This is a genomic window from Mesorhizobium sp. Pch-S, from assembly GCF_004136315.1.
Lineage (GTDB): Bacteria > Pseudomonadota > Alphaproteobacteria > Rhizobiales > Rhizobiaceae > Mesorhizobium.
This window is the reverse complement of record NZ_CP029562.1, coordinates 3,179,118-3,204,886: the sequence shown is the minus strand read 5'-3', so window position 1 is coordinate 3,204,886 and position 25,769 is coordinate 3,179,118. Positions and strand designations below refer to the sequence as shown.

The window sequence follows — 25,769 nt, the reverse complement described above, 5'->3', positions numbered from 1 at the left end:
ATGGCGCTGGTCAGGCGCCGCTATTGCGGCTTTGGTGATGCAAGTTGCAGGGTGAAGACGGTCCCTGCCATGCCGTCCGCCAGTTTCGGCGCAAAGGTGAGCGGGACGCATTTCTGAACGGCTTCAGTCGCCGCCTGAACCAGCTTCTTGCGCTGGTCGGCGTCACCGTCGACACGGATGCTGGTCGCCTTGGGTTGGCCGATCAATGTTCCATCGCGCTTGAAGCTGAATTGCAGCGTGATCGAACCTTTCGCCGCACCGATGGGCGGATCCCAGCAGCTCTGCAGAGCAGATCCAACCTCTCCCATGGTGTTCAGAGGTTCGGCTGACAGCGTTCCGGCCGATTGCCCCACGATCAGGGCCGCCAGCGTGATACTGAATGCGATTTTCATCGTGCTTTCCTCCGTGCCGGCTCCCATCGCTCCCGACTGTTTTTCAATGGCGACCGGCCGGCTTTTGTTCCTCCTGGTCCAATCAGCTTTTCGAGAATGGGCACCGACTTTCGCGACAGCCTTTCTCCACAGACTGTCAGCAGGCGACTGCTGCGGCAGTCGCCGAGGGAAGACATTCCCTGAAACTTTGCTAAAAGGCGGCGGGGGCGTCGCGAGGTTGATATGCTTGCTGAGATCGCAAGGCCGATCGGACTGACGCTGCGCCTGCTCTGGCGTTTCTGGCCGCAACTCATCGCATTGGTGCTGCTTGGACTGGTCGCCAACGGCCTGTTCATGCGGCTGGCAACGCATGTTGCAATCGCCAACCACATGGCGGGCCTTGCGCTGCTGACACTGGTGGCTCTCTCCCAGCTCGTCGTCACGGTTGCCATGTTCCAGACATTGCGGCCAGCTTTGCCTGCCGTACGCGCCGCCCAGGCGGCCGCCAGCGGCAACAGCGTTGAGGAGCCTGGCGGCAGCGGCAGCGCTCGGCTCGCCAGAATGGTCACCGTCGCCCTGCTGCCGTTCTTCGCCTACTATGCCGCCTGGGGCTTCCTCAGCGATACGGTGCGGCAATATTCGCGTGCAGCTCTTGCCCTGGCCCCATTCGGCGAGTCTGGAAATGTACTCGACGTGCTGGACTCGCGCTGGCTGCTGTTTTCCGTCGCCATTTCCTGGCTGATCCGGCGTGGCGCCAAGGAAATGCAGAAACGCGGCGGCGCTTCCTCTGCCTGGCAGATCATCGTCGTCATCTGTGAGACCAACTGGATCTTCATCGGTATCTACGTCATCAGCCGCTGGAAGGATGACGTCCTCTCCTGGGTGATGAGCCGCAACATCGGTTCTCTTTTTCAGGCAGCAATGGAGGGCATCGCTACGCCGGTCGGCAGCGCCATTGCGGCAGCGCCGATAGTATCGGTGGAAATGACGCCTGCCGGCGCCTCAACCACATTGATCAATTTGTTCTTCTATATGCTCGTGCCGGTCATCTGGCTGGTGCTTGCCGCACTGATCTATGGCTATGACGTGCGCGACGACAAGGAACTGATGCGCGTCCACCAGCGTGTCGAGCGCCTTGGCGAGCGCTACAGGGCGATCCCGAAATTCCTGCGCGACTTCGTCGAACACTTCATCAGCGGTTATCGCTCGCGCTATCTGCCGATCGCCAACGGCGTACGCCTGACCCTGAGTTCCGGCGTGCTGCTGATGGTCGTCCTGATCGTCGGCTATCGGCTGATCGACTGGGCGGCGGCCTGGGCCTGGCTGGGCGCAACACGGCTGATCGGCCCGCATGAGCTCGATAGCTGGCAGGTGCTGGCAAATGGCGTGACGTTCTTGTTCGGCAGCCCGTTCCAGGACAGCTCAACCGGCATTCTGGTCGAGCCCCTGCGGATATGCCTGCTGGCCGCCGTTCTGGAATGTGCTTTTGCCTTGCCGAAGCGCGCGCCGGCGGCAGGTGTCAGCGAGCCTGTCTAGCCGGCTCAGTTCTGCGGTCGCTGGAACAGCAGGAAACCCGGCCGCTCACTGGCTACGCCCACCGCCGGCCGGATGGTTGCGGTGGCGTCCTTCGGCACCAGGAAGGTCTCGCGGATCTTCAGCGCATCGCCGCTTTTGGCACCGGAGAAGATTGCCGAATTGCAGGTCATGACGTCGTCGGTCTGCCTGAAAGACACTGCGGCGGTCGGCAACCAGCGGCGGCCGGCTGCGTCGATGAGCATGATCTTGCAACTCAACCACAGGGACTGCAGGTCGGTCTCGCCGACGGTCACCGTGAGGTCGACCAGCACCGGAACCACCTCCGGCGGGATGTCGGCACGCCCGAGCGCGGCGCGCAGGTCGGTCAATTGCCAATCGCTGCCGCCGAAACGGACTTTCTTGCCCCAGGCAACGTCCTTGGCAAAAAAATCCTGGTTGCCGAGCAGCTCCTTGACGTCGTCATACGACATTACTGCCAGCGCTGCCGGGACCAGCACGATCAGTGCCAGCAGGCTGCGCAGCCACCAGCGTCTTTCTGACGGCGTACGCTCACTCCCTGTTTCATCGATTGGCCGTGCCGCGCTGCTCAAGACAGGTCCTCAGAATGCGTCGCTGAGTTCATAGGTTTCGATCGTGCTATCCGGTAGGCCATCGGCCTGCGCGGGGACTGCTCCAAGCGCAATCCGCGCTTCCGAATCGAGCGGCCCAGCCAGCTTGCCGGATACAAGCAGCATGGCACCGACAGCCTGCGAGGGCAGTATCTCGAACACCAGCCTCGTCCTGCCGGTCACGCCCGGGTCCAGCGCGACAGGCAACGCACCGGCCGCAAGCGAGGTGCGCTCGGTAGCCCGATAGTTGAGACCATCGGGCCCTTGCCAGGTCGCGGCTGCAACCATTGCCGAACGGTTTCTCGCGTCCAGCCTGGCAGTCACGATGGCCCAGATGCCGCCCGTCGTGAGCAGTTTCTTCTGGCCGAACCGGTCGAATTTCAGCGTACGGGCAAAGACGACCTTGTCGACCGCAATATCGAATGTCCGTGTTTGGATCGTCTCACCGATCTTGCCGTAGACTGGAATTGGGGCCGTCAGATCGGCATAGTGCGGCTTGCTTGTCTGCATGCCGAAGCAAAGCAGTGCGGCAATCAGCAGAACCGCAACATTGGCGACCCGCCGCATCATGGCCGGATATCCGGAGTATCAGGCCCGGCTCCGACGGGCATCGCCACTGTGCCTATGACATGTTCATTGTACCAGCCGGGCACACCGTAAAGATTGTCGCGCTTTTTGTATATCTCGCCATTCACGGCGAGCACGAGACGTTCGGGTGGCGTTGCGCCTGCCGGCAACCCCCAGACATAGGCCATGCGCTCCGGCAGCCCGGGCTGCAGAGCCGGCGACATCGAAGAATCACGAACGAGCACGATGTAGGGCCTGTCGTCCGTGCCGCCGGTCGCTTTGAAGGTCGTGAAGTAGTCCTTGCTCGACAGCGCCGTTCGGTTCTTCATTTCGGCTTCGAAGACCAGGGCCTTCTCACCGGCTTTCAGCGGCAGGCCGTAGACACCCTTGTCGACCGTGTAGGCGCGCAAGGGTTTGACTTCCCACGGACCGGTCTCGACTGGCTGGCCTGGCTCGAGCACGATGACCGGTTTCTGAACTGCGTCGAACATGCCGAGGGCGCCGCCCACCGCGAGTGCCGCGAAGGTGCCGATACCGCCAACAATCCAGGCTTTGAGCTTTGAACGGGCGCTGCCGAACATGAAGCCTTCCGAATCTTGCGCCTGCCACCCGCGCGGCAAATTAGTGCGGAAACGTTGCCATTGGAACCCATGAGGAAGTTCCGGGCAGTGGTGGCGACTTTCTCCTGACTAAGACTGCCAACTCGGTACGGGTTGCCGCCGAACCGTTTCTTAAGCTGTCCGTCATACATAGTCTGCCATGCCGGGGCCTGTTAAGGTCCAGGGCGAGGACCTGGAGTATCACGTGCGCTTTTCTGCAGCCACGACAGCCGAGCGGCTTCTGCCGCAGCGCCTGGCGCTGCGCGCGCGGCCTTTGCTGGGGAAGCTCGATGCGGTCCTTTTTTCTTCCGATGAGCGCGGCCAGGCCGGACGCATCTCGCTGATCGCCTTTGCCATCCGCGTCATCAGTGCCGTCATCGCCTTTGTCAGCCAGGTGCTGATGGCCCGCTGGATGGGCTCCTTCGAATACGGCATTCTCGTGCTGGTCTGGACGACGATGGTCATCGTCGGCAATCTCTCCTGCCTCGGTTTCCACACCTCCGTCATCCGCTTCATTCCTGAGTTCCGCGAGCATGGCAAGCTGGCCGAACTGCGCGGCATCCTGCTGGCCAGCCGGATTTTCGTACTGGTAGCGTCGACCCTCATTGCACTGATCGGCATCGCAGGTGTCTGGCTGTTTTCCGGCTGGCTCGAAAACTACTATGTCGTGCCGTTCATCCTCGGCATCTTCTGCCTGCCGATGATCGCGATGTCCGACTTGCTCCAGGGTATCGCCCGCGCCCATTCCTGGACGCTTTCAGCCCTTTCGCTCGTCTACATCGTCCGCCCGATCGCGATCCTTGCCTGCATGGGGCTTGCGCTGCTGATTGGCATGCCGGCGGACGCCAGGACCGCTTTGATTGCCTCGATCGTCGCCACCTATGCCACCACCATCTTCCAGCTGGTCGAGATCACCGCGCGCACCGATGCCCGCGTACCTTCCGGCCCCAGAGCCATCCACATGCGCGACTGGATCGCCGTGTCCCTGCCGATCTTCCTGGTGGAAAGCTTCTTTTTTCTGCTGACCAATGCCGACGTGCTGATGGTCGGCTTCTATCTGCAACCGGACGACGTCGCGGTCTATTTCGCGACCGTAAAGACGCTGGCGCTGGTGCATTTCGTGTATTTCGCCGTCAAGGCCGGCGTCGCGCAGCGCTATGCCCACTACACCCATGGCGATAGGGAAAAACTCGCCACCTTTGCCCGTGAAACGGTTTCGTGGACCTTCTGGCCGTCGCTGCTGATGGCGCTTGTGGTTCTTCTTCTCGGCAAGCCGATGCTGATCCTGTTCGGACCGGAATTCACCAGCGGCTACCCGTTGCTGTTCCTGCTCGTCTGCGGCGTCGTTGCCCGCGCGGCTGTCGGCCCCTGCGAGAGCCTGCTCACCATGAGCGGCCATCAGAACATCTGCGCCGCTGTTTTCGCAGTGACCTTGGCCCTCAACATCGCACTCAATGTCGTGCTGATCCCGACCTTCCATCTCTGGGGGGCCGCGCTGGCCACGGCTCTTGCCATGGTGTTCGAAGCCGCCGCCCTGTCGTTTACGGTCTGGCGCAAGCTCGGCATCACAATGGCTATCTTCATTCCCGCCAGAGGAGCCGCCTGATGGCCGCCGTCCCACTGATCGAGGAAACAAGCGGTGGTCCCGCCGGGACCCTGATGACCGGTCTGGCGGGTGTCGTTCCCGATGCCGCCCACCTCGCCGAGATCGAATTGCTGGCCTCCAGCCGGCCGGAACGGACGCTCGCTGTCTATCCGGCTTCGGCAGGCTTCGATCTGGTCGAAGAACTCGACTATCTGTGCAACCGGACCGTCGAGCCCAACGTCTTCTTCAATCCGCGCTTCCTGGCACCTGCAATGCCACGCCTCGAGGACCGGGAAGTGCGTCTGGCCGTGATCCGCGACGGCAACGAACATCGCAGCCGGCTGCGGCTCCTGGTGCCTTTCTCGGTCGAGCGGCCCGGCATTCCGCTTGCGGCCCCTATCATGCGGACCTGGGCGAGCCCATTCGGCCCTGTCGGCACCCCGTTGGTCGACCGGGACGATCCTATCGGCGTGATCGAAGATTTCTTCGCGATGCTGTCGCGACCGCATCTGAAGCTCCCCAAGGTCTTTGCCCTGCCTGACATGCGGCTCGATGGCCCGATGGCCAGCCTGCTGCGGGCACTTGCCGAGGCACGCAACCTGCCATTGGTGATTACCGGCGAAACGCAGCGACCGTTCCTGCACAGCAAGCTTGATGGCGAAGCCTACCTCAAGCAGTCCCTGCGCTCGCACCATTATCGTGAGTTCCGTCGCCTGAAACGACGGCTCGGCGAGACCGGAAAATTGCAACACGAAGTGGCGCGCGTGCCGGAAGAGATCCGGCAGGCGATCGAGAATTTCCTGACGCTGGAGGCATCCGGTTGGAAAGGGCGCGAACGCACCGCCATGGCCATCGATCGCTTTCGTGCCGCCTTCGCACGCGAGGCGGTGCACCGCCTGGCCGAGCAGGACATGTGCCGCATCCATTCACTGACACTGGATGGCCGCACCATTGCAAGCCTCATCGTCTTTGTGGAAGCCGGGCACGCCTACACGTGGAAGACGGCCTATGATGAGAAGCTGGCTTCTTACTCACCGGGCACGCTGCTGATGATCGAGGTGACCAAGCAGCACCTCGACGATCCCAACATCATCATGACCGATTCATGCGCAGTGCCCGATCATCCCGTCATGAGCCGCCTGTGGATGGAGCGCAGGCCGGTTGGGACCTTCGTGATCGGCCTGGCGCCGGATGCCGACAAGGCGACCAGGCAGGCCGCGTCCCATCTGCACCTCTATCGCGAGACCCGCAACTTCGCCCGGTTGCTGCGCAACAGGGTGAGGAGCCTGTTCAGTCGCAACTGAGCGGGAGACAGGCCTGCTGATCCGATCGCCCCGGCACAACGAACCCCGACAACCTTCGAGCGTCCGGCCGAAACTTTTTGACATTCATACTTTAGTTTCATCTAAACTATTGATATATATAAGTTTTTCAAAGTTTTCATTTCTAACGTCACCCGAATGGGATACATAGGTTCTACGGTAGGACGAAGGCACGTCGTGTTACCGTAGCCCGCTTGCCACACCCCCCAACCCCACCCAGGCAAGCGGGCTCGCTGGGGTTGTGAAGTCACCAGAACGATGGCTCGGATCGGGCGCGCCGGTAACCAGCGCATCATGGCTGAGCAGCATCGAACCCCAAGGGTTCGCAAGGACACCGTCCGTCGGCCGTCAGGCCGCCCCATCGGAGCCGTGAGCGAAGCGAACTGGCGTGATATGGAAACGCCACATCTCTCCAGAGCACCATCGAACCCCAAGGGTTCGCACGGGCGACCGCCCGTCGGCCGTCAGGCCGCCCCATCGGAGCCGTGAGCGAAAGCGAACTGGCGTGAGATAAGAAAATGGTGCCCCTAGCCGGGATCGAACCAGCACTCCTTGCGGAACTCGATTTTGAGTCGAGCGCGTCTACCAATTCCGCCATAGGGGCCCTGGACCGGGCGGTCCAGATGGGCGCGGACTATACGGTCGCGCACTGGTTCGTCAACTGGCGCAATGCATCCGGGAACTGAAATCGCCACAAACTTCCCGCCTGGCAGGTGCGACCTTTCGGTTTCGTGAAGCCTCCGGCCATTGTGTGGCCAAGAAATTCTTTCTAGAGCATGACGCTGACCAAGAAGGGGGCTGCATGCTTCGCGGACTTTACGACTGGACCCTGTCGCTTGCGGCCAGGAAATCGGCCGAGTGGTGGCTGGCCTTCATCGCTTTCGTCGAGAGCTCGGTCTTTCTTGTACCGGCGGACGTGCTCTACCTGCCCATGGCGCTTTCCCGTCCCGATCGCGCCTACCGCTACGCACTCGTCGCCACCATTGCCTCCGTTCTCGGCGGCGTTGCCGGCTGGTTCATCGGGCACTATGCCTATGAAGCCGTGGCCAAGCCCGTGCTCGAATTCTACGGCAAATACGACGAGTTCGAAGCGCTGCGCACCTCGTCCGGGATCGGCTTCATCATCCTGATGCTGATCACGTCCGGGGCCGCGCATCTGCCGCCGATCAAGGTGGTGACCATTCTCTCCGGCGTCATCGGCGTCAACCTGCTGCTGTTCATCGTGCTCGCCATCGTGGCGCGCGGCGGCCGTTTCCTGCTGCTCGCCTGGTTGCTGCGCCGCTACGGCGAACCGATCCGTGACTTCATCGAGAAGCGGCTCGGCCTGTTGGCCGGGGCCGCCGCTGTCATCCTTATTCTGCTGTATTTCGCGGCCAAGTACGCCCTCTAGAGCAATTTCAGGAAAAGCGTGTAGCGGTTTTCCGTCCGAAATTGCGTAGTAACAACGGTCCGGAAACCGCCGGTGCCAGGAGCAAACCAGATGTCCCAAGCGACGACGCCCGCTCAACGCGCTCCGATGCTTACCGCCGCTTTCCTGACCGTGGCCATGGCCGCCACTGTTGGATCGGCGCTCGCCTTTCAGTACATCGGCGGCTATATCCCGTGCAAACTCTGCTACGAACAGCGCATCCCCTACTATGTCGGTGCGCCGCTTATGCTGCTTGCGGTGCTGGCAGCTGTCTTCAAGCTGCCCGTCTGGATCACTCGTGCCTTGTTGATCGTCGGTGGCCTGCTCATGGTCTACGGCCTCTATCTCGGCGTGTTCCATTCCGGCGTCGAATGGGGCTGGTGGCCAGGCCCGACCGACTGCACCAACGTCGCTGGTCCGGTCGACACCGGCGGCAACGGCGTGCTTGACGCACTCGACAAGTTCGTGCCGCCTTCCTGCGACAAGGCCGCCTTGCGTATCCTCGGACTGTCTCTGGCCGGCTGGAATGCCATTGCCAGCGTGATCCTGGCAGCGGTTGCCTTCCGCGGAGCTTTCAAGCGCGCTTGAACAGGGAGCGGGCCTTACGGCTCCAGTTCCACATCCCAGTAGAGATAATCCATCCAGCTCTCGTGCAGATGGTTGGGTGGGAAGAGGCGGCCGTTGTTGTGCAGATCGTGCACGGTCGGCTGGTAAGGCTTCTGCAGCGGCCACATCTTGGCCTGGGAAGGCATCATGCCGCCTTTGCGCAGATTGCAGGGGGAACAGGCGGCGACCACATTTTCCCACGTCGTCGCACCGCCGCGATGACGCGGGACAACGTGGTCGAAGGTGAGATCCTCCGGCGTCCCGCAATACTGGCACTGGAAGCGGTCACGCAGGAAAACGTTGAAGCGTGTGAAAGCCGGGTAGCGTGATGGCTTCACATAGGCCTTGAGGCTGACGACGGACGGCAGCTTCATCGAGAAATTCGGCGAGGAGACCGCGTGCTCGTATTCGGCAACGATATTGACGCGATCGAGGAACACCGCCTTGATCGCATCCTGCCAGGACCAGAGCGAAAGCGGGTAATAGCTGAGCGGGCGATAATCCGCATTCAGCACCAGTGCTGGAAGCCCATCCGGAGATACGGCAACCGTCACGTTGTTTGCCTCCTTCGTTCCCGAACCGAACGACGCGGATACTGTAAGCCCGACATGACAGGGATGTGAAGCGGGAAGCCGTGCCGAACACCCCTCAAAAGAGCATGATTTTTAAGCTTTTTTGCGGCTCAGACCGGCGGGGCCGCATCCCTGCCCTTCAATTCTCTGTAGTAGGACCAGAAAAGTCGCGCCGCGACGCCCCTCCAGGGCGCCCATGATTCGGCCAGGAGGATGAGCTTTTTCTCGGCCGGGCGTGGGTCGATCGACAGCGCATGGCCGACGGCGCTCTGCAGCGCGACATCACGTGCAGGAAACACATCCGGGTGTCCCGCAGCGAAGAGCAGATAGCATTCCGCCGTCCAGGGACCGATGCCTGGAACGGCCGTCAGCGTGGTGATTGCTTCGCTGGCTTCCAGCGAACAGAGGTGATGCAGATCGAGTCCGTCCGCGACCGCGCCGGCAACAGCGAGCAGCCCACGCTGCTTGGGCCGTGACAATCCGGCTTCACGGAAGACATCTTCGCCTGCACCAAGGATGGCGTCGGCCGTCAGCGGATCCAGCAGTTTGGTCAGTCGGCCGAAAATGGCGTCGGCGCTGGCGCGCGATACCTGTTGCGAAACGATGATCGAAGCGAGGCTGGCAAAGCCCGGCTCCGAAAGGCGCAGCGGCACGTCGCCGGCAAAGGCACGCACCGTTTCCAGGCGGGGATCGATACCGCACAGGGCATCCAGCCCCGCAGTGATGTCATTGAGAGAGGTGATCCGCTGCATGTTCCTTGTCCGGGAAAGGCCGGCAAGGTAGCAATCCGGCTAACGCTTGCAAAACCCGATTGCCGCCGATCGATGACACTCCTGACATTTCGTTTCGCCCCCAGCCCGAATGGCGACCTGCATCTTGGTCACGCCTATTCGGCGCTGCTCAACCAGCAACTGGCAAACGGCAATCAGGCACGCCTCTTGCTGCGCATCGAGGACATAGACACCACGCGCTGCACGCCGGAGTTCGAGGCGGCTATCTACCGCGATCTCGAATGGCTTGGCTTGAGCTGGCAAGAACCGGTGCGGCGGCAGTCGGAGCATTTCGGCGAATACCGGGCAGCCCTTGAAAGGCTGATTGCCGAAGACCTCGTCTATCCTGCCTTCATGAGCCGTGGCGACATCCGCGCCTTCATCAGCGACCGCGAACGGCGCGGGCGCGACTGGCCACGCGACCCGGATGGCGCGCCGCTCTATCCGGCAGTCGACAAGGCTCTGTCGCGAAAGGAGCGCAGCGCGCGCATTGCGGAAGGGATGCCTTTCGCCTGGCGCCTCGACGTTGCAGCCGCACTGTCGCGGGTCGGTACCGATCTCTCCTGGGCGGAATTCGAAAACACGAGCCTGTCGAAAACAGGTCATGTCCAGGCACAGCCGCAGGACTGGGGCGACATCGTGCTGGCGCGCCGGGACATCCCGACCAGCTACCATCTGTCCGTCGTGCTCGACGATGCCCTGCAAGGCATCACCCACGTCGTGCGCGGCATGGATCTGTTCCAGGCAACGGCCGTACAGAGACTGTTGCAGGAATTGCTTGGCCTGCCGCAGCCTGTATATTTCCACCACCGGCTGATCCTCGGTCCGGACGGACGCAAGCTCTCGAAGAGCCTCAAGGACACGGGATTGGCCACGCTGCGAGCCGCCGGCGCGGCCCCCGAGGACATCCGCCACATGGTTGGCCTATAGGACCGTTCCGGCAGAAGCTTCAATTCGCGTTACTTTAAAAGTAAGCGGTTTTGGCTTTGCCCTGCCCGGTTACCGGGCTAGAGCGGCACATTCTTCATCAGAAAGCGGTTGTCCTTCCATGCACGAGTTCAAGCGGTTCATTCCCGCCACCTTCGTCGTGCTGTGGGCAACCGGTTTCATCGGTGCGCGCTACGCGATGCCGTGGGCCGAACCATTCACGTTCCTTGCCATCCGTTTTGCCATCGCCGCGGTGCTGTTCGCCGTCCTGATCGTGGCCCTCAAGGCGCCCTGGCCGAACCGTACGCAGGCACAGCACGCCATCATCGCCGGCATTCTCATGCACGGTATCTATCTCGGAGCAGTCTTCTGGGCGATCCACCGTGGCCTTCCTGCCGGCATCTCGGCACTGATCGTCGGCCTGCAGCCGCTGATCACCGCGGTCATGGCCGGCAAGCTTCTCGGTGAAGAGATCCAACCCCGACACTGGGCCGGCCTGGCAATCGGTTTCGTCGGCGTCGTCACCGTCTTGTGGCCCAAGCTCGGTGCGCTGGGCGGCGGCATCACGGCGGCCACGCTGACGGCTTCCATCATCTCGGTCATTGCCATGAGCGCCGGCACCGTCTGGCAGAAGCGTTTCGGATCATCGGGCAACCTCGTCGCATCGACCTTCTGGCAGTATGTCGGCGGCACCGTGGTGATGGTGATCGCGAGCTTCGCCTTCGAGACCCGCGTCTTCACCGTCAATGGCGATTTCATCTTCGCCATGGCCTGGCTCGTGCTGGTGCTTTCGGTCGGCGCCATCTTCCTGTTGATGGTGATGATCCGCGAGGGAGCGATGTCGAAGGTTGCTTCGCTGTTCTACCTGGTTCCTGCGGTCACAGCGGTAATGGCCTGGGTCCTGTTCGGTGAACATCTGAACCTGGTCCAGATCGTCGGAATGGCCATCACCACCTTCGGGGTCGGGCTGGCCACGGCTCAGCCGACACGGGCACGTGCTTCGGCATAGCGGCTGATGGCGGCGTTGAGTTCGCCGCCGAGAATGAAGATCACCGAGACGATATAGAGGAAGACGACGGCGATCATGATCGATGCGAGGCCGGCATAGGTCGTCACATAGGACGAGAAATGGTCGAGATAAGAAGCGAAGATGGTTGATCCGACCACCCAGCCGACCAGCGTAAAGCCGATCCCCGGCAGGATCGAGAGAATGCTGCGTCTCCCCATCGGCAGCCAGATGTGAACGGCGAAAAGCGCGAACACGATGACTGTGGAAGCTATCACGAAGCGCCACAGCGTGATGGTGCCCATATAGGGGCCGATCCAATGGAAGTGCGCCTCCGCCAGACGGGCGATCAGCGGTGCGAAAACCAGCAGAAGACTGATCGCCAGGAAGCCCACCGCGGCGATCAGCACGAAGATGATGCTCTGCGTGCGACGAAAGAAGATCGAACGTGTCTCCGTCATGCGATAGGCCCGGTTCAAGGACGTGCGCACCGCCTCGATACCATTGGAGGCGAAGAAACCGGCAAGCAGCACACCGTAGGTGAGAAGGTCCGTTCGCCGGACCGTCAGCACGTTGATGACCTCCCGCGCGATCGGCTTGGCGATCTGCTCCGGCCAGGTGTCGAACAGCAGCGGCACGATCGTCTCGACGAAAGCCTGCGCGCCAAGGAAACTCGCCAGCGAGGTGGCAAAGATCAGGAATGGAAACAGTGCCATCAGCGAGGTGATCGCCAGATGACTGGCCATCGCCCAGCCGTCGTCATTGTTGAAATGGCCGGCCGCATCGTAAAGTACGCGGCGGAAGGCGACGATGGTGCGCAGCAACGATACTGTTCCTCCAGTTGTTTCCAGGCCGCGAATATGGGAAGTGATTGCGGCAAATGGCAAGCCTCGCCGCATCTTCCAGCACGTCATCGCAAGCGCCGCGCACGATCATCGTCACCGGCGCATCGTCAGGCATTGGCGCCTATTGCGTACGGGCCTTGAAGGCTGACGGCTGGCGGGTCTTCGCCACGGCCCGCAAATCGGAAGACATCGCAGCGCTGGAAGCGGACGGCATCGAGGCGTTCTATCTCGACTATCGCGAACCGGAGTCGATCAGGGTTCTGTTCGAGGCCGTGCTCGAACGCAGCAGTGGCCGGCTCGACGCACTCTACAACAATGGCGCTTACGCCCAGCCCGGCGCGGTCGAGGACCTGCCCGTAGAAGCGCTGCGTGAACAGTTCGAAGCCAATCTGTTCGGCTGGCATGATCTCACCCGCAGGGTCGTGCCCGTGATGCGTACTCAGGGTCATGGCCGCATCGTTCACTGCTCTTCTATCCTCGGCCTTACGCCGGTGCCGTTTCGCGGAGCCTATGCCGCGTCCAAACACGCGCTGGAGGGATTGATGCTGTGCCTGCGCCAGGAGCTGGACGGCAGCGGTGTCCACGTCTCGTTGATTGAACCCGGGCCAATTGCGTCGAAGTTTGCCAGCAACGGCCTGCCCTGGTTCCTGAAGCATATCGATCATGAGAATTCGGTGCACCACGCGGCCTATCAGGCGCAATTGCTGCGGCTCAGGCAGGGCGGTATCCGTTCGCCCTACAAACTCGGACCGGAAGCCGTCTACAAAGTGCTGACCCATGCGCTTCTGTCGCAACGCCCCCGGCCCCACTATGTGGTAACGATGCCGGCCAGAATCGGGGTAGTGCTGAAACGCCTGTTGCCGGCTTCAATGCTCTACCGCATCCTCGCCAAGCGCGCTTGAACGGAACGGAATACGCCATGGGCACTGTTTTCAACATCCTCGCCATCGTCGTGATGGTGGCCGTGGTCGCGGTATTGATCCGCGGCCTCGTCAACATGATGCGCGGCGGCTCGGGCGTCACCTCGAACAAACTCATGCAGGCGCGCGTGTTGCTGCAGTTCCTGGCGCTGGTCCTGATCATGCTCGCGGTCTACTTCACGCGCAAATAAACCTCCGGTCAGGCGGGAGGACACGCATGGTCAAACTCAACAAGATCTACACCCGCACCGGTGATGCCGGCACCACCGGGCTCGGTACCGGCGCAAGACGGCTGAAGTCCGACCTGCGCATCGAAGCCTGCGGTACGGTCGACGAGGCTAACGCCTGCATCGGCCTGGCACGCCTGCACACGGCTGTCGTGCATCCTGCGATCGATTTGATGCTTGGCCGGGTCCAGAACGATCTGTTTGATCTCGGCGCCGATCTCTCCGTGCCGGACGATGGCAAGCCGCTGGAATACGAGCCGCTGCGCATCGTCGCCTCGCAGGTCGAACGTGTCGAGAAGGACATCGACCAGCTAAACAAGGACCTGCAGCCGCTGAAATCCTTTATCCTCAACGGCGGCACGCCGGCCGCGGCCGCTCTTCATCTCGCCCGAACGGTCACGCGTCGCGCCGAACGCGTCATGGTGGCTTTGGCCCAGAACCCGGACGAGCAGATTGGCGCGGAGGCACTCAAATACATCAACCGCCTGTCCGACTTCCTGTTCGTGGCCGCGCGCACGGTCAATGACAATGGAAAGTCCGACGTGCTATGGGTGCCGGGCAAGAACCGCTGATTTGGCGTCGGCGGACAAGGGGCGGAAACCGGCCGCATGTTCATTCCGCTTTACGACAGCAATCACCTGCGCCGCATACGCTATGCCTATGTCAATATCGCGCTGATCCTGTTCAATGTCGCGATCTACCTGCTCACGCGCGTCGGCGGCGATGACTATGCGGCGGGCGCCACGCTCAGCTATGGTTTCATCCCTTCGGTCGTCCACGACATCGCGGAACTGTCGCCGCAGTTCATCGTCATCCCGGAACAGCTGAGCTATCTCACCTACTCTTTCCTCCATGCCGATATCTTCCATCTCGGCGGCAACATGCTGTTCCTGTGGGTGTTCGGCGACAATGTCGAGGATGCGCTCGGTCACGTCCGCTATCTGATCTTCTACCTTGCCTGCGCGGCTGGCGGCGCCTTTTTCCATGGCTGGGTGGCTCCAGGGTCCGAGCAGCCGCTGATCGGCGCATCGGGAGCCATAGCTGGCGTGGTGGCGGCTTACCTCATCCTCTACCCGCGCGTGAAAGTATGGGTGCTGGCCTTCGCGCGCATTCCGCTCAGGCTGCCGGCCTACATTGTCCTGATCCTGTGGGTTCTCCTGCAGTTCGTGATGTTTGCGATGGGCGGCGACCAGCAGATCTCCTGGGCCTGCCATATCGGCGGCATCGTGACAGGTGCCATCCTCGTGCTGGTGCTGCGCAGCCGTGGCGTCCCGTTGTTGGAAAACGAGGAGGAGACCGCTCCGGTGGCACCCCCTGCCGAAACCGCGCCGGCTCCCCTCCCTGCCACGACGGAAGCGAAGCCGGCATCACGCTGGGGCAGGCAGTAGATCGCCGCGTTTCCGGTTGCGCCAGTGCGGTTTTCAACCGATTTGGACCTTTTGCCGATATTGACGCGGGTAGCGCCCGCAACTACGGTCCGCGCGCCTGCGGCAGCCCTGTCAGCCACCGTCCAGGCGGCCGAAGCTGGCGGGCAAACTACAGAAATTGCGCCCGAAATGTCGGCATTCGACAACCCTGAGCGGGCGGGTACTGTTATAGCGCCCCGAATGCATCTTTGAGAGGTGAGAGACAGATGAAAGTCCTGGTGCCCGTGAAGCGGGTCGTCGATGCGAATGTGAAGGTTCGTGTGAAAGCGGACGGCTCGGGCGTGGAACTCGCCAATGTGAAGATGGCGATGAACCCGTTTGACGAGATCGCGGTCGAAGAAGCGATCCGCCTGAAGGAAGCGGGCAAGGTCGAAGAGATCGTCGTGGTCTCGATCGGCCCGGCGCAGGCGCAGGAAACACTGCGGACCGCTCTCGCCATGGGCGCCGATCGCGCGATCCTGGTCAAGGCCGACGAAGCCGTCGAGCCGCTTGGCGTCGCCAAGGTGCTGAAGGGCGTCGTCGATGCCGAGCAGCCTGGCCTCGTCATTCTTGGCAAGCAGGCGATCGACGACGATTCCAACCAGACCGGCCAGATGCTGGCAGCCCTTCTCGGCTGGTCGCAAGGCACCTTCGCCTCGAAGGTGGAACTGGCCGGCGACAAGGCCAGGATCACCCGCGAAGTCGACGGCGGCCTGCAGACGGTCGAACTCAAGATGCCGACCATCGTGACGGTGGACCTGCGCCTGAACCAGCCGCGTTACGCTTCGCTGCCCAACATCATGAAGGCCAAGAAGAAGCCGCTCGACGAAAAGACCGCGGCCGACTTCGGCGCTGATATCAAGCCGCGCCTCAAGGTGATCAAGACCGAGGAACCGGGCGGCCGCAAGGCGGGCGTCAAGGTCAAGACGGTGGCCGAGCTTGTCGACAAGCTCAAGAACGAAGCCGGCGTGCTTTAAGCGAAGCGGAAAGGGATCAACAACATGGCAATCCTCCTCATCGCCGAGCACGACAATGCTTCGCTCTCGGACCAGACCGCCAAGGCGCTGTCGGCAGCTCTCAAGATCGGCTCGGACGTCGATGTCCTGGTCGCCGGCAAGGGTGCGAAGGCAGCAGCCGACGCTGCCGCCAAGCTGAAGGGCGTACGCAAGGTACTTCTGGCGGAGGCCGATGAACTGGCTGAGCGCCTCGCCGAGCCGACCGCCGCTCTCGTCGTCTCATTGGCCGGCAACTACGACACCATCGTCGCCGCGGCCACTTCCACCGGCAAGAACGTCTCGCCACGCGTCGCTGCGTTGCTCGACGTCGCTCAGATCTCGGAAATCATCGAGGTCATTTCGGCCGATACTTTCAAGCGCCCGATCTATGCCGGCAACGCCATCCAGACGGTGCAGGCAACCGACGGCAAGAAGGTGATCACCGTGCGCACCGCCTCTTTCCAGGCCGCGCCGGAAGGTGGCTCTGCTTCGGTTGACACTGTCTCGGCTGCCGCAAACCCCGGCCTCTCGACCTTTGTCGAGAACAAGCTGTCGGAAAGCGACCGACCGGAACTGACGTCGGCGAAGATCATCATCTCGGGCGGCCGCGCACTTGGTTCAGCCGAAAAATTCCAGGAAGTCATCCTTCCCGTGGCCGACAAGCTGGGTGCCGCCGTCGGCGCCAGCCGCGCGGCGGTCGATGCCGGCTATGCCCCCAATGACTGGCAGGTCGGCCAGACCGGCAAGGTGGTGGCGCCAGACCTCTACATCGCCTGCGGCATCTCCGGTGCCATCCAGCATCTCGCCGGCATGAAGGATTCCAAGGTCATCGTCGCCATCAACAAGGACGAGGAAGCGCCGATCTTCCAGGTTGCCGACTACGGTATCGTCGGCGATCTCTTCCAGGTGCTGCCGGAACTTCAGAAGGCGCTTTGACGCTCTTTCTGGATCGGTATTAAATGTGGTGGCCGGGGTAGACGAAACCTACCCCGGCCATTTAGTTTGCATTGCACAAAACCAAGAAGAAGCATTGGCGGGATAAAAGAATGACCGGCAAGATCGAAACGATCGGCATTATCGGTGCGGGCCAGATGGGGGGCGGCATCGCCCACGTCTCGGCATTGGCCGGCTACAACGTCCTGCTGTATGATGTCTCCGTCGATCGCATCGAGAAGGGTATCGCCACGATCAGCGGCAATCTGGCCCGTCAGGTCGCTTCCGGCAAGCTCGACGAAAAGGAACGCAAGGACGCTGTTTCGCGCATCGGTTCCGCCGCGGCCATGGCCGATCTCGCCGCTGCAGACCTGGTCATCGAGGCGGCCACCGAAGATGAGACGGTGAAGCGCAAGATCTACGCGCAGCTCTGCCCGCAGCTCAATCCGACGGCCGTGCTTGCCACCAACACGTCTTCGATCTCGATCACGCGCCTTGCCGCCCAGACCGATCGGCCGGAGCGGTTCATCGGCATCCACTTCATGAATCCCGTGCCGGTCATGAAACTGGTCGAACTGGTGCGCGGCATCGCGACCGAGGATCAGACCTTCGAGCTGGCCAAGGCCTATGTGAAGCAGCTCGACAAGACGATCACCGTCTCCGAGGATTTCCCGGCCTTCATCGTCAATCGCATCCTGTTGCCGATGATCAACGAGGCGATCTACACGCTTTACGAAGGCGTCGGCACGGTCGAAGCCATCGACACCGCCATGAAGCTTGGCGCCAACCATCCAATGGGGCCGCTGCAGCTTGCCGACTTCATAGGCCTCGATACCTGTCTGTCGATCATGCAGGTGCTGCACGAAGGCCTGTCGGATTCCAAATATCGTCCTTGTCCGCTGCTGGTGAAATATGTCGAGGCCGGTTGGCTTGGCCGCAAGTCCGGCCGCGGCTTCTACGATTATCGCGGCGAACATCCGGTGCCGACGCGCTGATCCAAGCGTTCCCGCTTTTCGCGGAAACGCTCTAACTCTTTGTTTTTACGCAATTCCTGGCGCAGAACCGCTGAATTGCTCTAGCGCGCATTTCCGTTGTTCAGGTTCCCGTCGCCACCCGCGTCATCGGAATCGCAACGCCTGCTTCGGAACCAGCCAGCGCGACGAACGCGCAATTGCGGCCCGCCGCTTTGGCCGCGTAGCAGGCCGCATCAGCCCTCGCGATGATTTCGTTGGCTTCACCGGAATCCGCTGCAATCGACGTGAGACCGATGCTGGAAGACACGCGATGCGTCTGGCCTTCCCAGCTGAATTCCAGCGCGCTAACGGCATCGAGAACCGCCAGGGCTGCACGCTCGCCCTCGACAGGGGAAGGCGACATCAGCACGGCCGAGAATTCGTCGCCACCAAACCTGGCCACGATATCCGTCGGTGCCAGCGCCGCCTTGATCGTTGCAGCCACTTTCTGCAACAGCGCATCGCCGGCAGCGTGGCCGCTGGTATCATTGACTGGCTTGAAGTGGTCGAGATCGATGAACATCAACTGGTAGTGTGATGCGTCCTTTCTGGCCCTGTCGAGCAGGTCCTCCACCGTCCGTATGAAGCTGGGGCGGTTGGCCAGGCCGGTCAGCGCATCGTGGGTGGCGGCATAAGCGAGCTGCCGCTGCAAGGTGCGTGCATCGGTGAAATCCTGGAAGACGATGACGGAACCGCTGAACTCGTTCAGTTCATTCAGGATCGGCGATACCATCTGGCGGATGCTGAAGCGTGTGCCGTCGTTTCGCGTGAGAAGTGCCCGGCTGTTCTGCTCGGTTCGTTCCAGCCTGTTGTCTGCCAGATGCGGCTCGTCGAGCCGACGTCCGGTCTCCTCATCCACGGCACGGTAGACGAAGCCAAGTGGTTTACCGAGTGAAGCCAGGCTGGTGGTCCCCGTCAGCTTTTCCGCAACAGGGTTCATGAAGGTGATGCGGTTTTCGGCGTCGGTGCCGATGACGGCATCTCCGATCGACTGCAGCATGACACGCAGCCGCTCCTTCTCGTCGGCAAGAAGGGCTGCCGAAACCATCAACCGCTCTTCGGCCTCCTTGCGCTCGGTGATATCGGTCATCGATCCGATCGCCCGCGCGACGGCTCCGTCAGGTTCTCGTTCGATCGCCTTGCCGTGATCCTCCACCCAGATCCAGCGTCCGCTTTTATGACGCATGCGGTATTCAAGTTTGTATTCGAGCGTGCGTCCTTCCATGTGGTCTCGATCGGCTGCAGCCATGCGCGCAACATCGTCCGGATGCGCAAGTTCAAGCCACAGGTCCGGATCGTTGCCCAGTTCGTGCTCCTCATAGCCGAGCATGTGCTTCCACGTCGCCGAGTAATGAACGGTGTTGTTGCGCATGTCGGCGTCCCAGACGCCTTGCCCGGCACTGGCAAGAGCAAAATTCCAGCGTGTTTCCGTCTCGGCCAGGCGTGCATGATCTTCGCTGATCTGCTTGATGAACAAGCCGACCATGAACGGTGTCGAAACGATGATGGCCACCGAGACCTGAAAGCCGTCGCTCAACATCTCGACGCCGCCATTGATGCCCGGCATGAAGCCGCTCATCGCCACGGCAACGCATGTAATTCCTGTCACACCGCAAACGAGCGCCAACTCGAGATGAGCCAGTCTTGGCGCGATGATCATCAAGGGAAGCATTGCCAGCGCGAACGGGAAGCGGCTCTGGCTGAGTGCCAGATAAGCAAGGCCGGCACAGATTGCCGCCACCAGCACGACGCGCAGCACGGCTTGCGGCTTGAGTACCGCCGCGACTTCGGAGCGTGACGCATACATCAGCAGCGGCAAGAGCAGTGCGAACCCCAGCGCGTTGCTGGCGAGAAACGTCCAGGCGGTAGGGATAATCGGCCAGCCATGCAGAAAATACGTGACCCCGGCAAAAGCCAGGCCGGTAATCGCATCAGTCAGCACCGCAGTCAGAAAAAGAATGAGCGAGAACGTTCGGGCCGGCGCGTCGGTTTTCACCGGCAAGCCACCTGCAAAACGGTCGACCAGCCAGAGCGATAGTGCGGTATGGCCGCCGTTGATCACGGCGAACAATACGCCCATCTTCCAGGACGATCCGAAAGCGACATTGGAAGCCAGTGTGGCGAGCGCGATGGCTGCGTAGTCGATCCAGCTGGTGACATATCTGCGTCTGGCCAGCATCACGAAAGCGAAGGCTGAAGCCAGCCAGATCGTGGCGACACCGTCGCCAACCCGCGACAGCAGGATCGAAACCACCGCCGCTAACCAGAACCCCAAGCCCAGCACAATCGCTGAAAGATACCTGCCCGGAGCACGTCCCTCGTACTGGTGAAACGTCACAACGTTATCTACCTAGGCGCATCCCTTCACCTCCACTATGGAGTATCTCATTTAAGCAATGATTGCATAGAGGGCGCGTCCACCATTTAAAGGTGTCGTGAAGCAACCGCGCAACAGTCTGCATCTATAAGATTTCACTGTTTTATCTTCCGCTTTACCAACGCAGGAAAAAGCGGCCGGCCAGCGCTCCGATCCCGCCCAGGGCAGCAATGGCCAGACTGTACCAGGTCGCCACGAACAGCGGAGAGTCGTCCGTGCAGTGTGCCGCATAAAACGTGGCCGCCAGGGCACCGGCCAGCAATCCCGCGACCGCGCCTGACAGGGCCGGCCTCGTGGGCGCAGCCTGTTTCAAGGCAACCAGGAGAGCTGCAAGAGGAACAAGACCGATCAACGGGATGAACGACAGGCAGATCATCATATTGTTGCCCACGAGACGTTTACCCCAGTCGCTCGACGGCATCGCAAACAATTCAAGAACGACGGCGGCAGCCATGAGGAATGGCGCGACCAGCAGCCAGCGGCCATATCTGCCTGCCGGTGCCCCCGGCATTGCCAGCATCCGCAGCGCCAGGAAAGCGGTGATTGCCAGGGTGATCGTGAAGACGAACTTGAAGAGGAAGCGGATCGTCTGCATCGCCTGCATGAAATCGGGCCGCATGCCGATCGTCATGAAGAACACGGCGGCTGCGGCGACCGCCGCAAATGCCAGCACGACAAGCCACATCCTGCCAAGCGGCATGGCCGTCGTTTTGACATCAGCGCCCAGCGTCTTGATCAATTCGTCCGTGTTCATCTCAGCCTCGCGCGAACCGCTTGGCGATGGCCGCCAGCCCACGATGCAACGCCACCCGTACCGCCGTCTCATTCATGCCGAGCTTTTTCGCCGTCTCGCCGATCGAATGGCCATCGACGGAAATCGATGACACCACCGAACGCTGCCCTGGAGGCAGACTGTCGAGCGCGCGACCCATGTCGCGTTCGCTGACCGTTTCCTGCTCCGGTTCGGCCAGCGTTTCGGCAAAATCATCCACAGCCACTTCGATGTGTCGACCACGACGGCGAAAAGCATCGATCAGCTTGAAGCGGGCGATGGCGTAGATCCACGGCAGGATCGGCGCATCCTGACGCCAGGTATGCCGCTTGAGATGAATGGCCAGCAAAGTCTCCTGCACGACATCCTCGGGATCGACACCGCCCTGCACGATCTTGCGCCGCGCAAAGCCGCGAACGATCGCTGCGGTTCCGCGCAGGAACTCGGCATAGGCTTTCTCATCGCCTGCGGTGGCCGCCCGCATCAGGCGGGCAAGCTCGGCTTCATTCATGCCCGCCACAGGCACCGCTCCTGGAGTGTTCGCGTCGACATGGCGATTTGTTACGCGACAGAGATCTCAAATCCACGTCAAAATTCGTTGAGGCGAACGATATGGGGTCCTATGTGGCAAGAACATCAGCCCATTCCGCATGGCGACGAAACTGCGCTGCCGCAAACGGACAAAGCGGAATGATCTTCTTTTGCGAAGCGCGCGCATCCTCAACGGCCCGTGTCACCAGCCTGAGACCTGCACCCTGCCCACGAAATGCATCCGGAACCTCGGTGTGGTCGATGATGATCCTGTGTTCACCGACCTTGGTGAACGTCATCTCGGCTTCGGCGCCGCCAGCGCCACGCAGCACGTAGCGTCCCTTGGAGCCATGATCTTCGAGTTCGATCTCGGGCAACGCTTCGACCATGGCTATGCTCCTTTCACAGGCTCGGCGGCGAAAAGCCGCCTCGCCGCTTCGATCTCGTTCGGCCGCACCTCGTGGCCGCCCTCGTGCCATTCCACTGTGACATCTGCACCTGCCGCGCGCAAATAGGCGTCGAGCCGGCTGGTGAGGTTAGGTGGACAGATGGGATCGCGCCGGCCGGCGGTGATGAGGATGTGGCTCTCTGCGAGACTACCGTTCACCTGCGGCTCGAACGGGATCAGCGGGTGCATCAACACCGCGGCATCGAACAGATTCGGCTGCTCGAAGACCAGCGACGCCAGGATGTTGGCTCCATTGGAATAACCCAGCCCGAACACCGCCGATGGCTGCACCGCCGAGATATGCGACTGAACGAAATCGGCCATCTTGGCGGTCGCCCGGGCCAGATCGTCCATATCGTAGACACCTTCGCCGGTGCGGCGAAAAAACCGCGCCGCGCCGAACTCCGACACATCGCCGCGGGGTGATACGATCGTCGCGGTTGGCAACAGCTCTCGCCCGAAAGCCAAGAACTGGCGCTCATCTCCGCCTGTTCCATGGAAGACGAACAGCATCGGGCCGCGCGGAGCGCCCGGCAAAATCTCATGGATATAAGAACTACTCGACATTCCGACCTCCTTGTCCACATTTCGGCGCCCCCCGCCGCGACAGCGGCGGGGATCGTTCCTTCAGCTCTCCAGAGGCTGCAGGTGCTTCTCGAGATAGGGCCGCAGGTGCTGGTGCTGCGCAGGCAGCTTCAGCGCCTCGCCGAGATGCGCGGTATCTTCATCCCTGTCGAAACCGGGTTCGTTGGTCGCCACTTCGAACAGCACGCCGCCCGGAGTACGGAAATAGATCGCCCAGAAATAGTCACGGTCGATCACCGGTGTCACCTGGTAGCCCGTATCCATCAGCGCTTTGCGGACTTCGAGTTGCGCGGCACGGTCCTCGACGGCGAAGGCCACGTGATGTACCGAACCGGCGCCCAGCCCGGCGAATGAAGCCGCCGGCAGCGTTTCGATATCGATGACATCGGCACCATTGCCGTTCTTCAGCGCCATCCTGGTTACGTTGCCGGCGCGGTCGAGCTCTTCATAGCCCATGAACGTGAGCAGTTCTTCGGTAGCGGCGCCGTCCTTCAGCCGCATCGATACGGAATGAAATCCGCGAATCGCCTCGTCTCCGGGCACCCCGCCCTTGAGCCAGGGAGCACGGCCATCCGCCTTGTCTTCGACCAGCGCGAAGCCATCGCCATCAGGTCCCGAGAACTTCAACCGTTTCTGGCCGAAAGTCTCCTCGGCCATGACCCCGGCGACGCCCTGATCCGCAAAATGCCGTTGCCAGTAAGGCAGCGTACCTTCGGGCACAGAGAACACCGTGGTTCCCACCTCGCCAACGCCCTGGCGACCCTTGCCAATATTGGGGAACGGGAAATAGGTCATCACCGAGCCCGGCGTGCCGAACTCATCCGCGTAGTAGAGATGATAGACGTCCGGTGCGTCGAAATTGACCGTCTTCTTGACCCTGCGCAGGCCAAGCTTCTGCGTGAAGAAATCATTGTTCTGGCGTGCATCCGCAGCCATGGAAGTGACGTGATGCAGGCCTTTGATCTGGGTAAGCATGATTTGCCCTTTCTCTCCGGCGCGGCCCCTTGGCCGCTCTCGACGCCAATATGAGCGTGCGACCGGCACAGGCAAAGACAGCGAAGACAGAATGGACTGTGCTCTGATTGTGAACAATGGAGCAGCCATCGTTCACCATTACAAGTCAGGTTGAAACGTCGGGATTAGGCGTTTCCTCCCCCGCCCCTCCTGCATCCGGCTTGGGCGAATTTTCCCGATAGACAGCATAGGCAAGGAATGCTGCAAGCGGGCCGAGGAGAGCTCCCAGACCCTCCTTGCTGCGCAGCAACTCCGGCAGCGCGGCGATGCTCGCGGCGATCGCAAGTGCCGTGAAATCGCTCTTGCGGCGCTCGGCGCGACGACGCGCACGTTTTTTCGCAGTCAGGCGGTAGATCAGGACGACGATACCGGCCAACACGAGGAACCCCACTCCAAAGCCGAGTGCCGCATTGATCGCGCCAAATCGTGCCGCAGCCCAGAGATAGGCTGCCAGCAACAGGAAACTCACGCCCGCCAACGCGGCAAGCAGAGCGATCCCATAGGCGATCGCCGCGCCACGGATATTCCGGGCGACGGTGCCTGCCTCACCGGTCACGAGGCTTATCAGAAGGGAGGCCAGCGGTCCCACGTGCCGCCCGAAACTCAACGCCGGGACAGAAGAGCGAAAAGGAAGCCGACGCCTGCGGCCACCGCGAGGGACGTCATCGGTTTCTCACGCACCGTGGCAGCGACCTGGTCCTCGATGTCGTGCGCGTTGCCGCGCAGCTTTTCCATTGCCGCCTCACCCCGTTCACGCAGATGCTCCGCACCCTGTGCCGCAGCGCGGCGCGCAGCGCCAAGCCCATGCTCACCGGTCTGGGCCAGTTGTTGGGTCAGTTTTGCGATATCGGCCTGCAATTGGCGGATATCGGCCTCCAGATCCTCGGTGGACTTGGCGGTTGCGCTGATCTTGTCCGTGGTTTTGGCCATACTGAACTCCTTGCATTTTGCCGAGCCAACACGCCCGACATCATCTCAACCCGTTCACAAACGGCCGGTTCCATTGAAAATGGTTTTGACACTCCCGTCCAGCCGCAAAGGCCGCGGCCTTCAAAGGACGGACGATCCCGTCACCTGGGCAGAAATCGCATCAGGGCCGAAATCTTCATCTCCGGAGATCTGAAGGATTTCCTGCAACCGGGTACGGGCCCTGCTGACGCGGCTCTTGATGGTACCGACGGCGCAGCCGCAGATCTCCGCCGCTTCCTCATAGGAGAACCCGGACGCGCCGATCAGGATGATCGCTTCGCGCTGATCCTCCGGCAACTGTTCCAGCGCTGCCCGGAAATCCTTGAGATCCAGCTGCCCGTGCTGGGATGGGTGGATGGCAAGACGCGCGGTCATGATGCCATCACTGTCCTGGACCTCGCGGCCGCGCTTGCGCATCTGCGAATAGAATTCGTTGCGCAGGATGGTGAAAAGCCATGCCTTGAGGTTGGTGCCCAGTTGAAAACTGTCCTGCTTGTCCCAGGCCTTGACCAGGGTCTCCTGGACAAGGTCGTCGGCGCGGTCGGCATTCTGGGTCAGCGATACGGCAAAGGCACGCAGACTTGGAATGGCGCCGAGCAGGTCGGTCCGAAAGCCCTCGGATGCGGACATGCGTCAGTCCTTCTTGCGCCCTGGCTCGACCTGCTCCAGTTGCGCCAGCAACTGGGCAAAGCGATCCGGAACTTCGTCCGAGACGAGTTCATCGTAATATTGCTTGAGTTTGCGGCCGATTTCAGAGTTGGTGCCGAGCGCGTCGGCAGAACCGGCCTGGCGCACGCCGGCGCCAGTCTTGGTGGTGTCCTTCATTCGCCTTTTGTCCAGTCCCCCGAGCTGTTTTC

31 protein-coding genes and 1 tRNA gene are annotated in these 25,769 nt (G+C 61.6%); 14 read left to right on the top strand and 18 right to left on the bottom strand.

Translation table 11 applies throughout. The features are described 5' to 3' along the window. Positions 1 to 20: 20 nt before the first annotated feature. Complete coding sequence (locus tag C1M53_RS14980) at positions 21 to 392, bottom strand: hypothetical protein (RefSeq protein WP_129412964.1); 372 nt, start codon at positions 390 to 392, stop codon at positions 21 to 23. Between the two features lie 222 nt (positions 393 to 614). Between C1M53_RS14980 and C1M53_RS14975 the strand changes: the two genes are divergently transcribed. Further along, entirely contained in the window at positions 615 to 1,907 is a 1,293-nt protein-coding gene (locus C1M53_RS14975; RefSeq protein WP_129412963.1) for a hypothetical protein, read from the top strand. A gap of 5 nt (positions 1,908 to 1,912) precedes the next feature. On the opposite strand, the gene C1M53_RS14970 is transcribed toward C1M53_RS14975, so the two are convergent. From C1M53_RS14970 to C1M53_RS14960, 3 genes are read right to left on the bottom strand one after another with little or no spacing between them, the layout of a single operon-like run. Further along, positions 1,913 to 2,497 carry a hypothetical protein gene (locus tag C1M53_RS14970; RefSeq protein WP_245488555.1) on the bottom strand — a complete coding sequence of 195 codons (585 nt, stop codon included), beginning with the start codon at positions 2,495 to 2,497 and terminating at the stop codon, positions 1,913 to 1,915. A 9-nt stretch (positions 2,498 to 2,506) separates the two neighbouring features. Beyond that, positions 2,507 to 3,085 carry a hypothetical protein gene (locus C1M53_RS14965; protein ID WP_129412962.1) on the bottom strand — a complete coding sequence of 193 codons (579 nt, stop codon included), beginning with the start codon at positions 3,083 to 3,085 and terminating at the stop codon, positions 2,507 to 2,509. Then, positions 3,082 to 3,663: a hypothetical protein gene (locus tag C1M53_RS14960; protein ID WP_129412961.1), complete on the bottom strand. Its 582-nt coding sequence runs from the start codon at positions 3,661 to 3,663 to the stop codon at positions 3,082 to 3,084. Before C1M53_RS14960 ends, C1M53_RS14965 begins: the two co-directional genes overlap by 4 nt. 223 nt (positions 3,664 to 3,886) lie before the next feature. On the opposite strand from C1M53_RS14960, the gene C1M53_RS14955 reads away from it, so the two are divergent. Beyond that, on the top strand, positions 3,887 to 5,287 hold the full coding sequence (locus C1M53_RS14955; protein WP_129412960.1) for a lipopolysaccharide biosynthesis protein: 1,401 nt from the start codon (positions 3,887 to 3,889) through the stop codon (positions 5,285 to 5,287). Next, positions 5,287 to 6,570, top strand: coding sequence for a GNAT family N-acetyltransferase (locus C1M53_RS14950; protein WP_129412959.1), 1,284 nt, complete (start codon positions 5,287 to 5,289; stop codon positions 6,568 to 6,570). Before C1M53_RS14955 ends, C1M53_RS14950 begins: the two co-directional genes overlap by 1 nt. A 537-nt stretch (positions 6,571 to 7,107) precedes the next feature. Here the strand turns inward: C1M53_RS14950 and C1M53_RS14945 are convergent. Then, a tRNA-Leu gene (locus C1M53_RS14945) sits at positions 7,108 to 7,192 on the bottom strand. 198 nt (positions 7,193 to 7,390) lie between these two features. Between C1M53_RS14945 and C1M53_RS14940 the strand changes: the two genes are divergently transcribed. Both C1M53_RS14940 and C1M53_RS14935 read left to right on the top strand, forming a co-directional pair. After that, positions 7,391 to 7,978 (top strand): YqaA family protein, encoded by a 588-nt coding sequence (locus tag C1M53_RS14940; RefSeq protein ID WP_129412958.1) that lies wholly within the window; start codon positions 7,391 to 7,393, stop codon positions 7,976 to 7,978. Positions 7,979 to 8,068: 90 nt separating this feature from the next. Further along, the gene (locus tag C1M53_RS14935; RefSeq protein WP_129412957.1) at positions 8,069 to 8,584 is read left to right on the top strand and encodes a disulfide bond formation protein B; all 516 of its coding nucleotides are present in this window, start codon (positions 8,069 to 8,071) and stop codon (positions 8,582 to 8,584) included. A gap of 14 nt (positions 8,585 to 8,598) precedes the next feature. Here the strand turns inward: C1M53_RS14935 and C1M53_RS14930 are convergent, their stop codons facing one another. Further along, positions 8,599 to 9,156 carry an HNH endonuclease gene (locus C1M53_RS14930; RefSeq protein WP_129412956.1) on the bottom strand — a complete coding sequence of 186 codons (558 nt, stop codon included), beginning with the start codon at positions 9,154 to 9,156 and terminating at the stop codon, positions 8,599 to 8,601. A 128-nt stretch (positions 9,157 to 9,284) separates the two neighbouring features. Next, positions 9,285 to 9,926, bottom strand: a complete 642-nt coding sequence (locus C1M53_RS14925) for a DNA-3-methyladenine glycosylase (protein ID WP_129412955.1) — start codon at positions 9,924 to 9,926, stop codon at positions 9,285 to 9,287. A 72-nt stretch (positions 9,927 to 9,998) separates the two neighbouring features. Between C1M53_RS14925 and gluQRS the strand changes: the two genes are divergently transcribed. Then, positions 9,999 to 10,874, top strand: coding sequence for a tRNA glutamyl-Q(34) synthetase GluQRS (gluQRS, locus tag C1M53_RS14920; RefSeq protein WP_129412954.1), 876 nt, complete (start codon positions 9,999 to 10,001; stop codon positions 10,872 to 10,874). 118 nt (positions 10,875 to 10,992) lie between these two features. After that, positions 10,993 to 11,880, top strand: a complete 888-nt coding sequence (locus C1M53_RS14915; RefSeq protein WP_129412953.1) for an EamA family transporter — start codon at positions 10,993 to 10,995, stop codon at positions 11,878 to 11,880. Here C1M53_RS14915 and C1M53_RS14910 read toward each other — a convergent pair. Further along, positions 11,850 to 12,701, bottom strand: a complete 852-nt coding sequence (locus C1M53_RS14910; RefSeq protein WP_129412952.1) for a YihY/virulence factor BrkB family protein — start codon at positions 12,699 to 12,701, stop codon at positions 11,850 to 11,852. The genes C1M53_RS14915 and C1M53_RS14910 overlap by 31 nt on opposite strands. Positions 12,702 to 12,757: 56 nt before the next feature. On the opposite strand from C1M53_RS14910, the gene C1M53_RS14905 reads away from it, so the two are divergent. The 7 genes from C1M53_RS14905 to C1M53_RS14875 all read left to right on the top strand — a co-directional run bounded on the left by C1M53_RS14905 (position 12,758) and on the right by C1M53_RS14875 (position 18,198). Next, complete coding sequence (locus tag C1M53_RS14905; protein ID WP_129412951.1) at positions 12,758 to 13,624, top strand: SDR family oxidoreductase; 867 nt, start codon at positions 12,758 to 12,760, stop codon at positions 13,622 to 13,624. 17 nt (positions 13,625 to 13,641) lie between these two features. After that, positions 13,642 to 13,833 (top strand): twin transmembrane helix small protein, encoded by a 192-nt coding sequence (locus tag C1M53_RS14900; RefSeq protein WP_129412950.1) that lies wholly within the window; start codon positions 13,642 to 13,644, stop codon positions 13,831 to 13,833. Positions 13,834 to 13,859: 26 nt separating this feature from the next. Further along, complete coding sequence (locus C1M53_RS14895) at positions 13,860 to 14,441, top strand: cob(I)yrinic acid a,c-diamide adenosyltransferase (RefSeq protein WP_129412949.1); 582 nt, start codon at positions 13,860 to 13,862, stop codon at positions 14,439 to 14,441. Positions 14,442 to 14,477: 36 nt separating this feature from the next. Beyond that, positions 14,478 to 15,257 carry a rhomboid family intramembrane serine protease gene (locus C1M53_RS14890; protein WP_129412948.1) on the top strand — a complete coding sequence of 260 codons (780 nt, stop codon included), beginning with the start codon at positions 14,478 to 14,480 and terminating at the stop codon, positions 15,255 to 15,257. Between the two features lie 245 nt (positions 15,258 to 15,502). Next, positions 15,503 to 16,252 carry an electron transfer flavoprotein subunit beta/FixA family protein gene (locus C1M53_RS14885; RefSeq protein WP_129412947.1) on the top strand — a complete coding sequence of 250 codons (750 nt, stop codon included), beginning with the start codon at positions 15,503 to 15,505 and terminating at the stop codon, positions 16,250 to 16,252. A 24-nt stretch (positions 16,253 to 16,276) separates the two neighbouring features. Continuing rightward, positions 16,277 to 17,206, top strand: a complete 930-nt coding sequence (locus C1M53_RS14880; protein ID WP_129412946.1) for an electron transfer flavoprotein subunit alpha/FixB family protein — start codon at positions 16,277 to 16,279, stop codon at positions 17,204 to 17,206. 110 nt (positions 17,207 to 17,316) lie between these two features. After that, complete coding sequence (locus C1M53_RS14875) at positions 17,317 to 18,198, top strand: 3-hydroxybutyryl-CoA dehydrogenase (protein ID WP_054313649.1); 882 nt, start codon at positions 17,317 to 17,319, stop codon at positions 18,196 to 18,198. 100 nt (positions 18,199 to 18,298) lie between these two features. Here C1M53_RS14875 and C1M53_RS14870 read toward each other — a convergent pair whose 3' ends face one another. The 10 genes from C1M53_RS14870 to C1M53_RS14825 all read right to left on the bottom strand — a co-directional run bounded on the left by C1M53_RS14870 (position 18,299) and on the right by C1M53_RS14825 (position 25,737). Beyond that, positions 18,299 to 20,491 carry a diguanylate cyclase gene (locus C1M53_RS14870; protein WP_245488554.1) on the bottom strand — a complete coding sequence of 731 codons (2,193 nt, stop codon included), beginning with the start codon at positions 20,489 to 20,491 and terminating at the stop codon, positions 18,299 to 18,301. A 217-nt stretch (positions 20,492 to 20,708) separates the two neighbouring features. Next, on the bottom strand, positions 20,709 to 21,347 hold the full coding sequence (locus tag C1M53_RS14865) for an NrsF family protein (protein WP_129412945.1): 639 nt from the start codon (positions 21,345 to 21,347) through the stop codon (positions 20,709 to 20,711). A 1-nt stretch (position 21,348) separates the two neighbouring features. Next, positions 21,349 to 21,885 carry a sigma-70 family RNA polymerase sigma factor gene (locus tag C1M53_RS14860; protein ID WP_129412944.1) on the bottom strand — a complete coding sequence of 179 codons (537 nt, stop codon included), beginning with the start codon at positions 21,883 to 21,885 and terminating at the stop codon, positions 21,349 to 21,351. A 100-nt stretch (positions 21,886 to 21,985) separates the two neighbouring features. After that, positions 21,986 to 22,285 (bottom strand): GNAT family N-acetyltransferase, encoded by a 300-nt coding sequence (locus C1M53_RS14855; RefSeq protein WP_129412943.1) that lies wholly within the window; start codon positions 22,283 to 22,285, stop codon positions 21,986 to 21,988. Positions 22,286 to 22,287: 2 nt separating this feature from the next. Continuing rightward, positions 22,288 to 22,911, bottom strand: coding sequence for an alpha/beta hydrolase (locus C1M53_RS14850; RefSeq protein ID WP_129416180.1), 624 nt, complete (start codon positions 22,909 to 22,911; stop codon positions 22,288 to 22,290). A 60-nt stretch (positions 22,912 to 22,971) separates the two neighbouring features. Then, positions 22,972 to 23,904 carry a VOC family protein gene (locus C1M53_RS14845; RefSeq protein WP_129412942.1) on the bottom strand — a complete coding sequence of 311 codons (933 nt, stop codon included), beginning with the start codon at positions 23,902 to 23,904 and terminating at the stop codon, positions 22,972 to 22,974. Between the two features lie 145 nt (positions 23,905 to 24,049). Further along, positions 24,050 to 24,499 (bottom strand): hypothetical protein, encoded by a 450-nt coding sequence (locus C1M53_RS14840; RefSeq protein ID WP_245488553.1) that lies wholly within the window; start codon positions 24,497 to 24,499, stop codon positions 24,050 to 24,052. A gap of 47 nt (positions 24,500 to 24,546) precedes the next feature. Next, positions 24,547 to 24,873, bottom strand: a complete 327-nt coding sequence (locus C1M53_RS14835; protein WP_129412940.1) for a DUF883 family protein — start codon at positions 24,871 to 24,873, stop codon at positions 24,547 to 24,549. A 120-nt stretch (positions 24,874 to 24,993) separates the two neighbouring features. Further along, on the bottom strand, positions 24,994 to 25,542 hold the full coding sequence (locus tag C1M53_RS14830) for an RNA polymerase sigma factor (protein ID WP_129412939.1): 549 nt from the start codon (positions 25,540 to 25,542) through the stop codon (positions 24,994 to 24,996). A gap of 3 nt (positions 25,543 to 25,545) precedes the next feature. After that, on the bottom strand, positions 25,546 to 25,737 hold the full coding sequence (locus C1M53_RS14825; RefSeq protein ID WP_129412938.1) for a NepR family anti-sigma factor: 192 nt from the start codon (positions 25,735 to 25,737) through the stop codon (positions 25,546 to 25,548). Positions 25,738 to 25,769: the final 32 nt, after the last annotated feature.

Bases quoted from the DNA above. Each gene is read 5' to 3' on its own strand.
- C1M53_RS14830 (WP_129412939.1), bottom strand. From the start codon at position 25,542: ATGTCCGCATCCGAGGGCTTTCGGACCGACCTGCTCGGCGCCATTCCA.
- C1M53_RS14905 (WP_129412951.1), top strand. From the start codon at position 12,758: ATGGCAAGCCTCGCCGCATCTTCCAGCACGTCATCGCAAGCGCCGCGC.
- C1M53_RS14950 (WP_129412959.1), top strand. From the start codon at position 5,287: ATGGCCGCCGTCCCACTGATCGAGGAAACAAGCGGTGGTCCCGCCGGG.
- C1M53_RS14895 (WP_129412949.1), top strand. From the start codon at position 13,860: ATGGTCAAACTCAACAAGATCTACACCCGCACCGGTGATGCCGGCACC.
- C1M53_RS14835 (WP_129412940.1), bottom strand. From the start codon at position 24,873: ATGGCCAAAACCACGGACAAGATCAGCGCAACCGCCAAGTCCACCGAG.
- C1M53_RS14855 (WP_129412943.1), bottom strand. From the start codon at position 22,285: ATGGTCGAAGCGTTGCCCGAGATCGAACTCGAAGATCATGGCTCCAAG.
- C1M53_RS14850 (WP_129416180.1), bottom strand. From the start codon at position 22,911: ATGTCGAGTAGTTCTTATATCCATGAGATTTTGCCGGGCGCTCCGCGC.
- C1M53_RS14880 (WP_129412946.1), top strand. From the start codon at position 16,277: ATGGCAATCCTCCTCATCGCCGAGCACGACAATGCTTCGCTCTCGGAC.
- C1M53_RS14925 (WP_129412955.1), bottom strand. From the start codon at position 9,926: ATGCAGCGGATCACCTCTCTCAATGACATCACTGCGGGGCTGGATGCC.
- C1M53_RS14875 (WP_054313649.1), top strand. From the start codon at position 17,317: ATGACCGGCAAGATCGAAACGATCGGCATTATCGGTGCGGGCCAGATG.
- C1M53_RS14915 (WP_129412953.1), top strand. From the start codon at position 10,993: ATGCACGAGTTCAAGCGGTTCATTCCCGCCACCTTCGTCGTGCTGTGG.
- C1M53_RS14960 (WP_129412961.1), bottom strand. From the start codon at position 3,663: ATGTTCGGCAGCGCCCGTTCAAAGCTCAAAGCCTGGATTGTTGGCGGT.
- C1M53_RS14865 (WP_129412945.1), bottom strand. From the start codon at position 21,347: ATGAACACGGACGAATTGATCAAGACGCTGGGCGCTGATGTCAAAACG.
- C1M53_RS14980 (WP_129412964.1), bottom strand. From the start codon at position 392: ATGAAAATCGCATTCAGTATCACGCTGGCGGCCCTGATCGTGGGGCAA.
- C1M53_RS14935 (WP_129412957.1), top strand. From the start codon at position 8,069: ATGTCCCAAGCGACGACGCCCGCTCAACGCGCTCCGATGCTTACCGCC.
- C1M53_RS14940 (WP_129412958.1), top strand. From the start codon at position 7,391: ATGCTTCGCGGACTTTACGACTGGACCCTGTCGCTTGCGGCCAGGAAA.
- C1M53_RS14975 (WP_129412963.1), top strand. From the start codon at position 615: ATGCTTGCTGAGATCGCAAGGCCGATCGGACTGACGCTGCGCCTGCTC.
- gluQRS (WP_129412954.1), top strand. From the start codon at position 9,999: ATGACACTCCTGACATTTCGTTTCGCCCCCAGCCCGAATGGCGACCTG.
- C1M53_RS14825 (WP_129412938.1), bottom strand. From the start codon at position 25,737: ATGAAGGACACCACCAAGACTGGCGCCGGCGTGCGCCAGGCCGGTTCT.
- C1M53_RS14885 (WP_129412947.1), top strand. From the start codon at position 15,503: ATGAAAGTCCTGGTGCCCGTGAAGCGGGTCGTCGATGCGAATGTGAAG.
- C1M53_RS14845 (WP_129412942.1), bottom strand. From the start codon at position 23,904: ATGCTTACCCAGATCAAAGGCCTGCATCACGTCACTTCCATGGCTGCG.
- C1M53_RS14900 (WP_129412950.1), top strand. From the start codon at position 13,642: ATGGGCACTGTTTTCAACATCCTCGCCATCGTCGTGATGGTGGCCGTG.
- C1M53_RS14965 (WP_129412962.1), bottom strand. From the start codon at position 3,085: ATGATGCGGCGGGTCGCCAATGTTGCGGTTCTGCTGATTGCCGCACTG.
- C1M53_RS14890 (WP_129412948.1), top strand. From the start codon at position 14,478: ATGTTCATTCCGCTTTACGACAGCAATCACCTGCGCCGCATACGCTAT.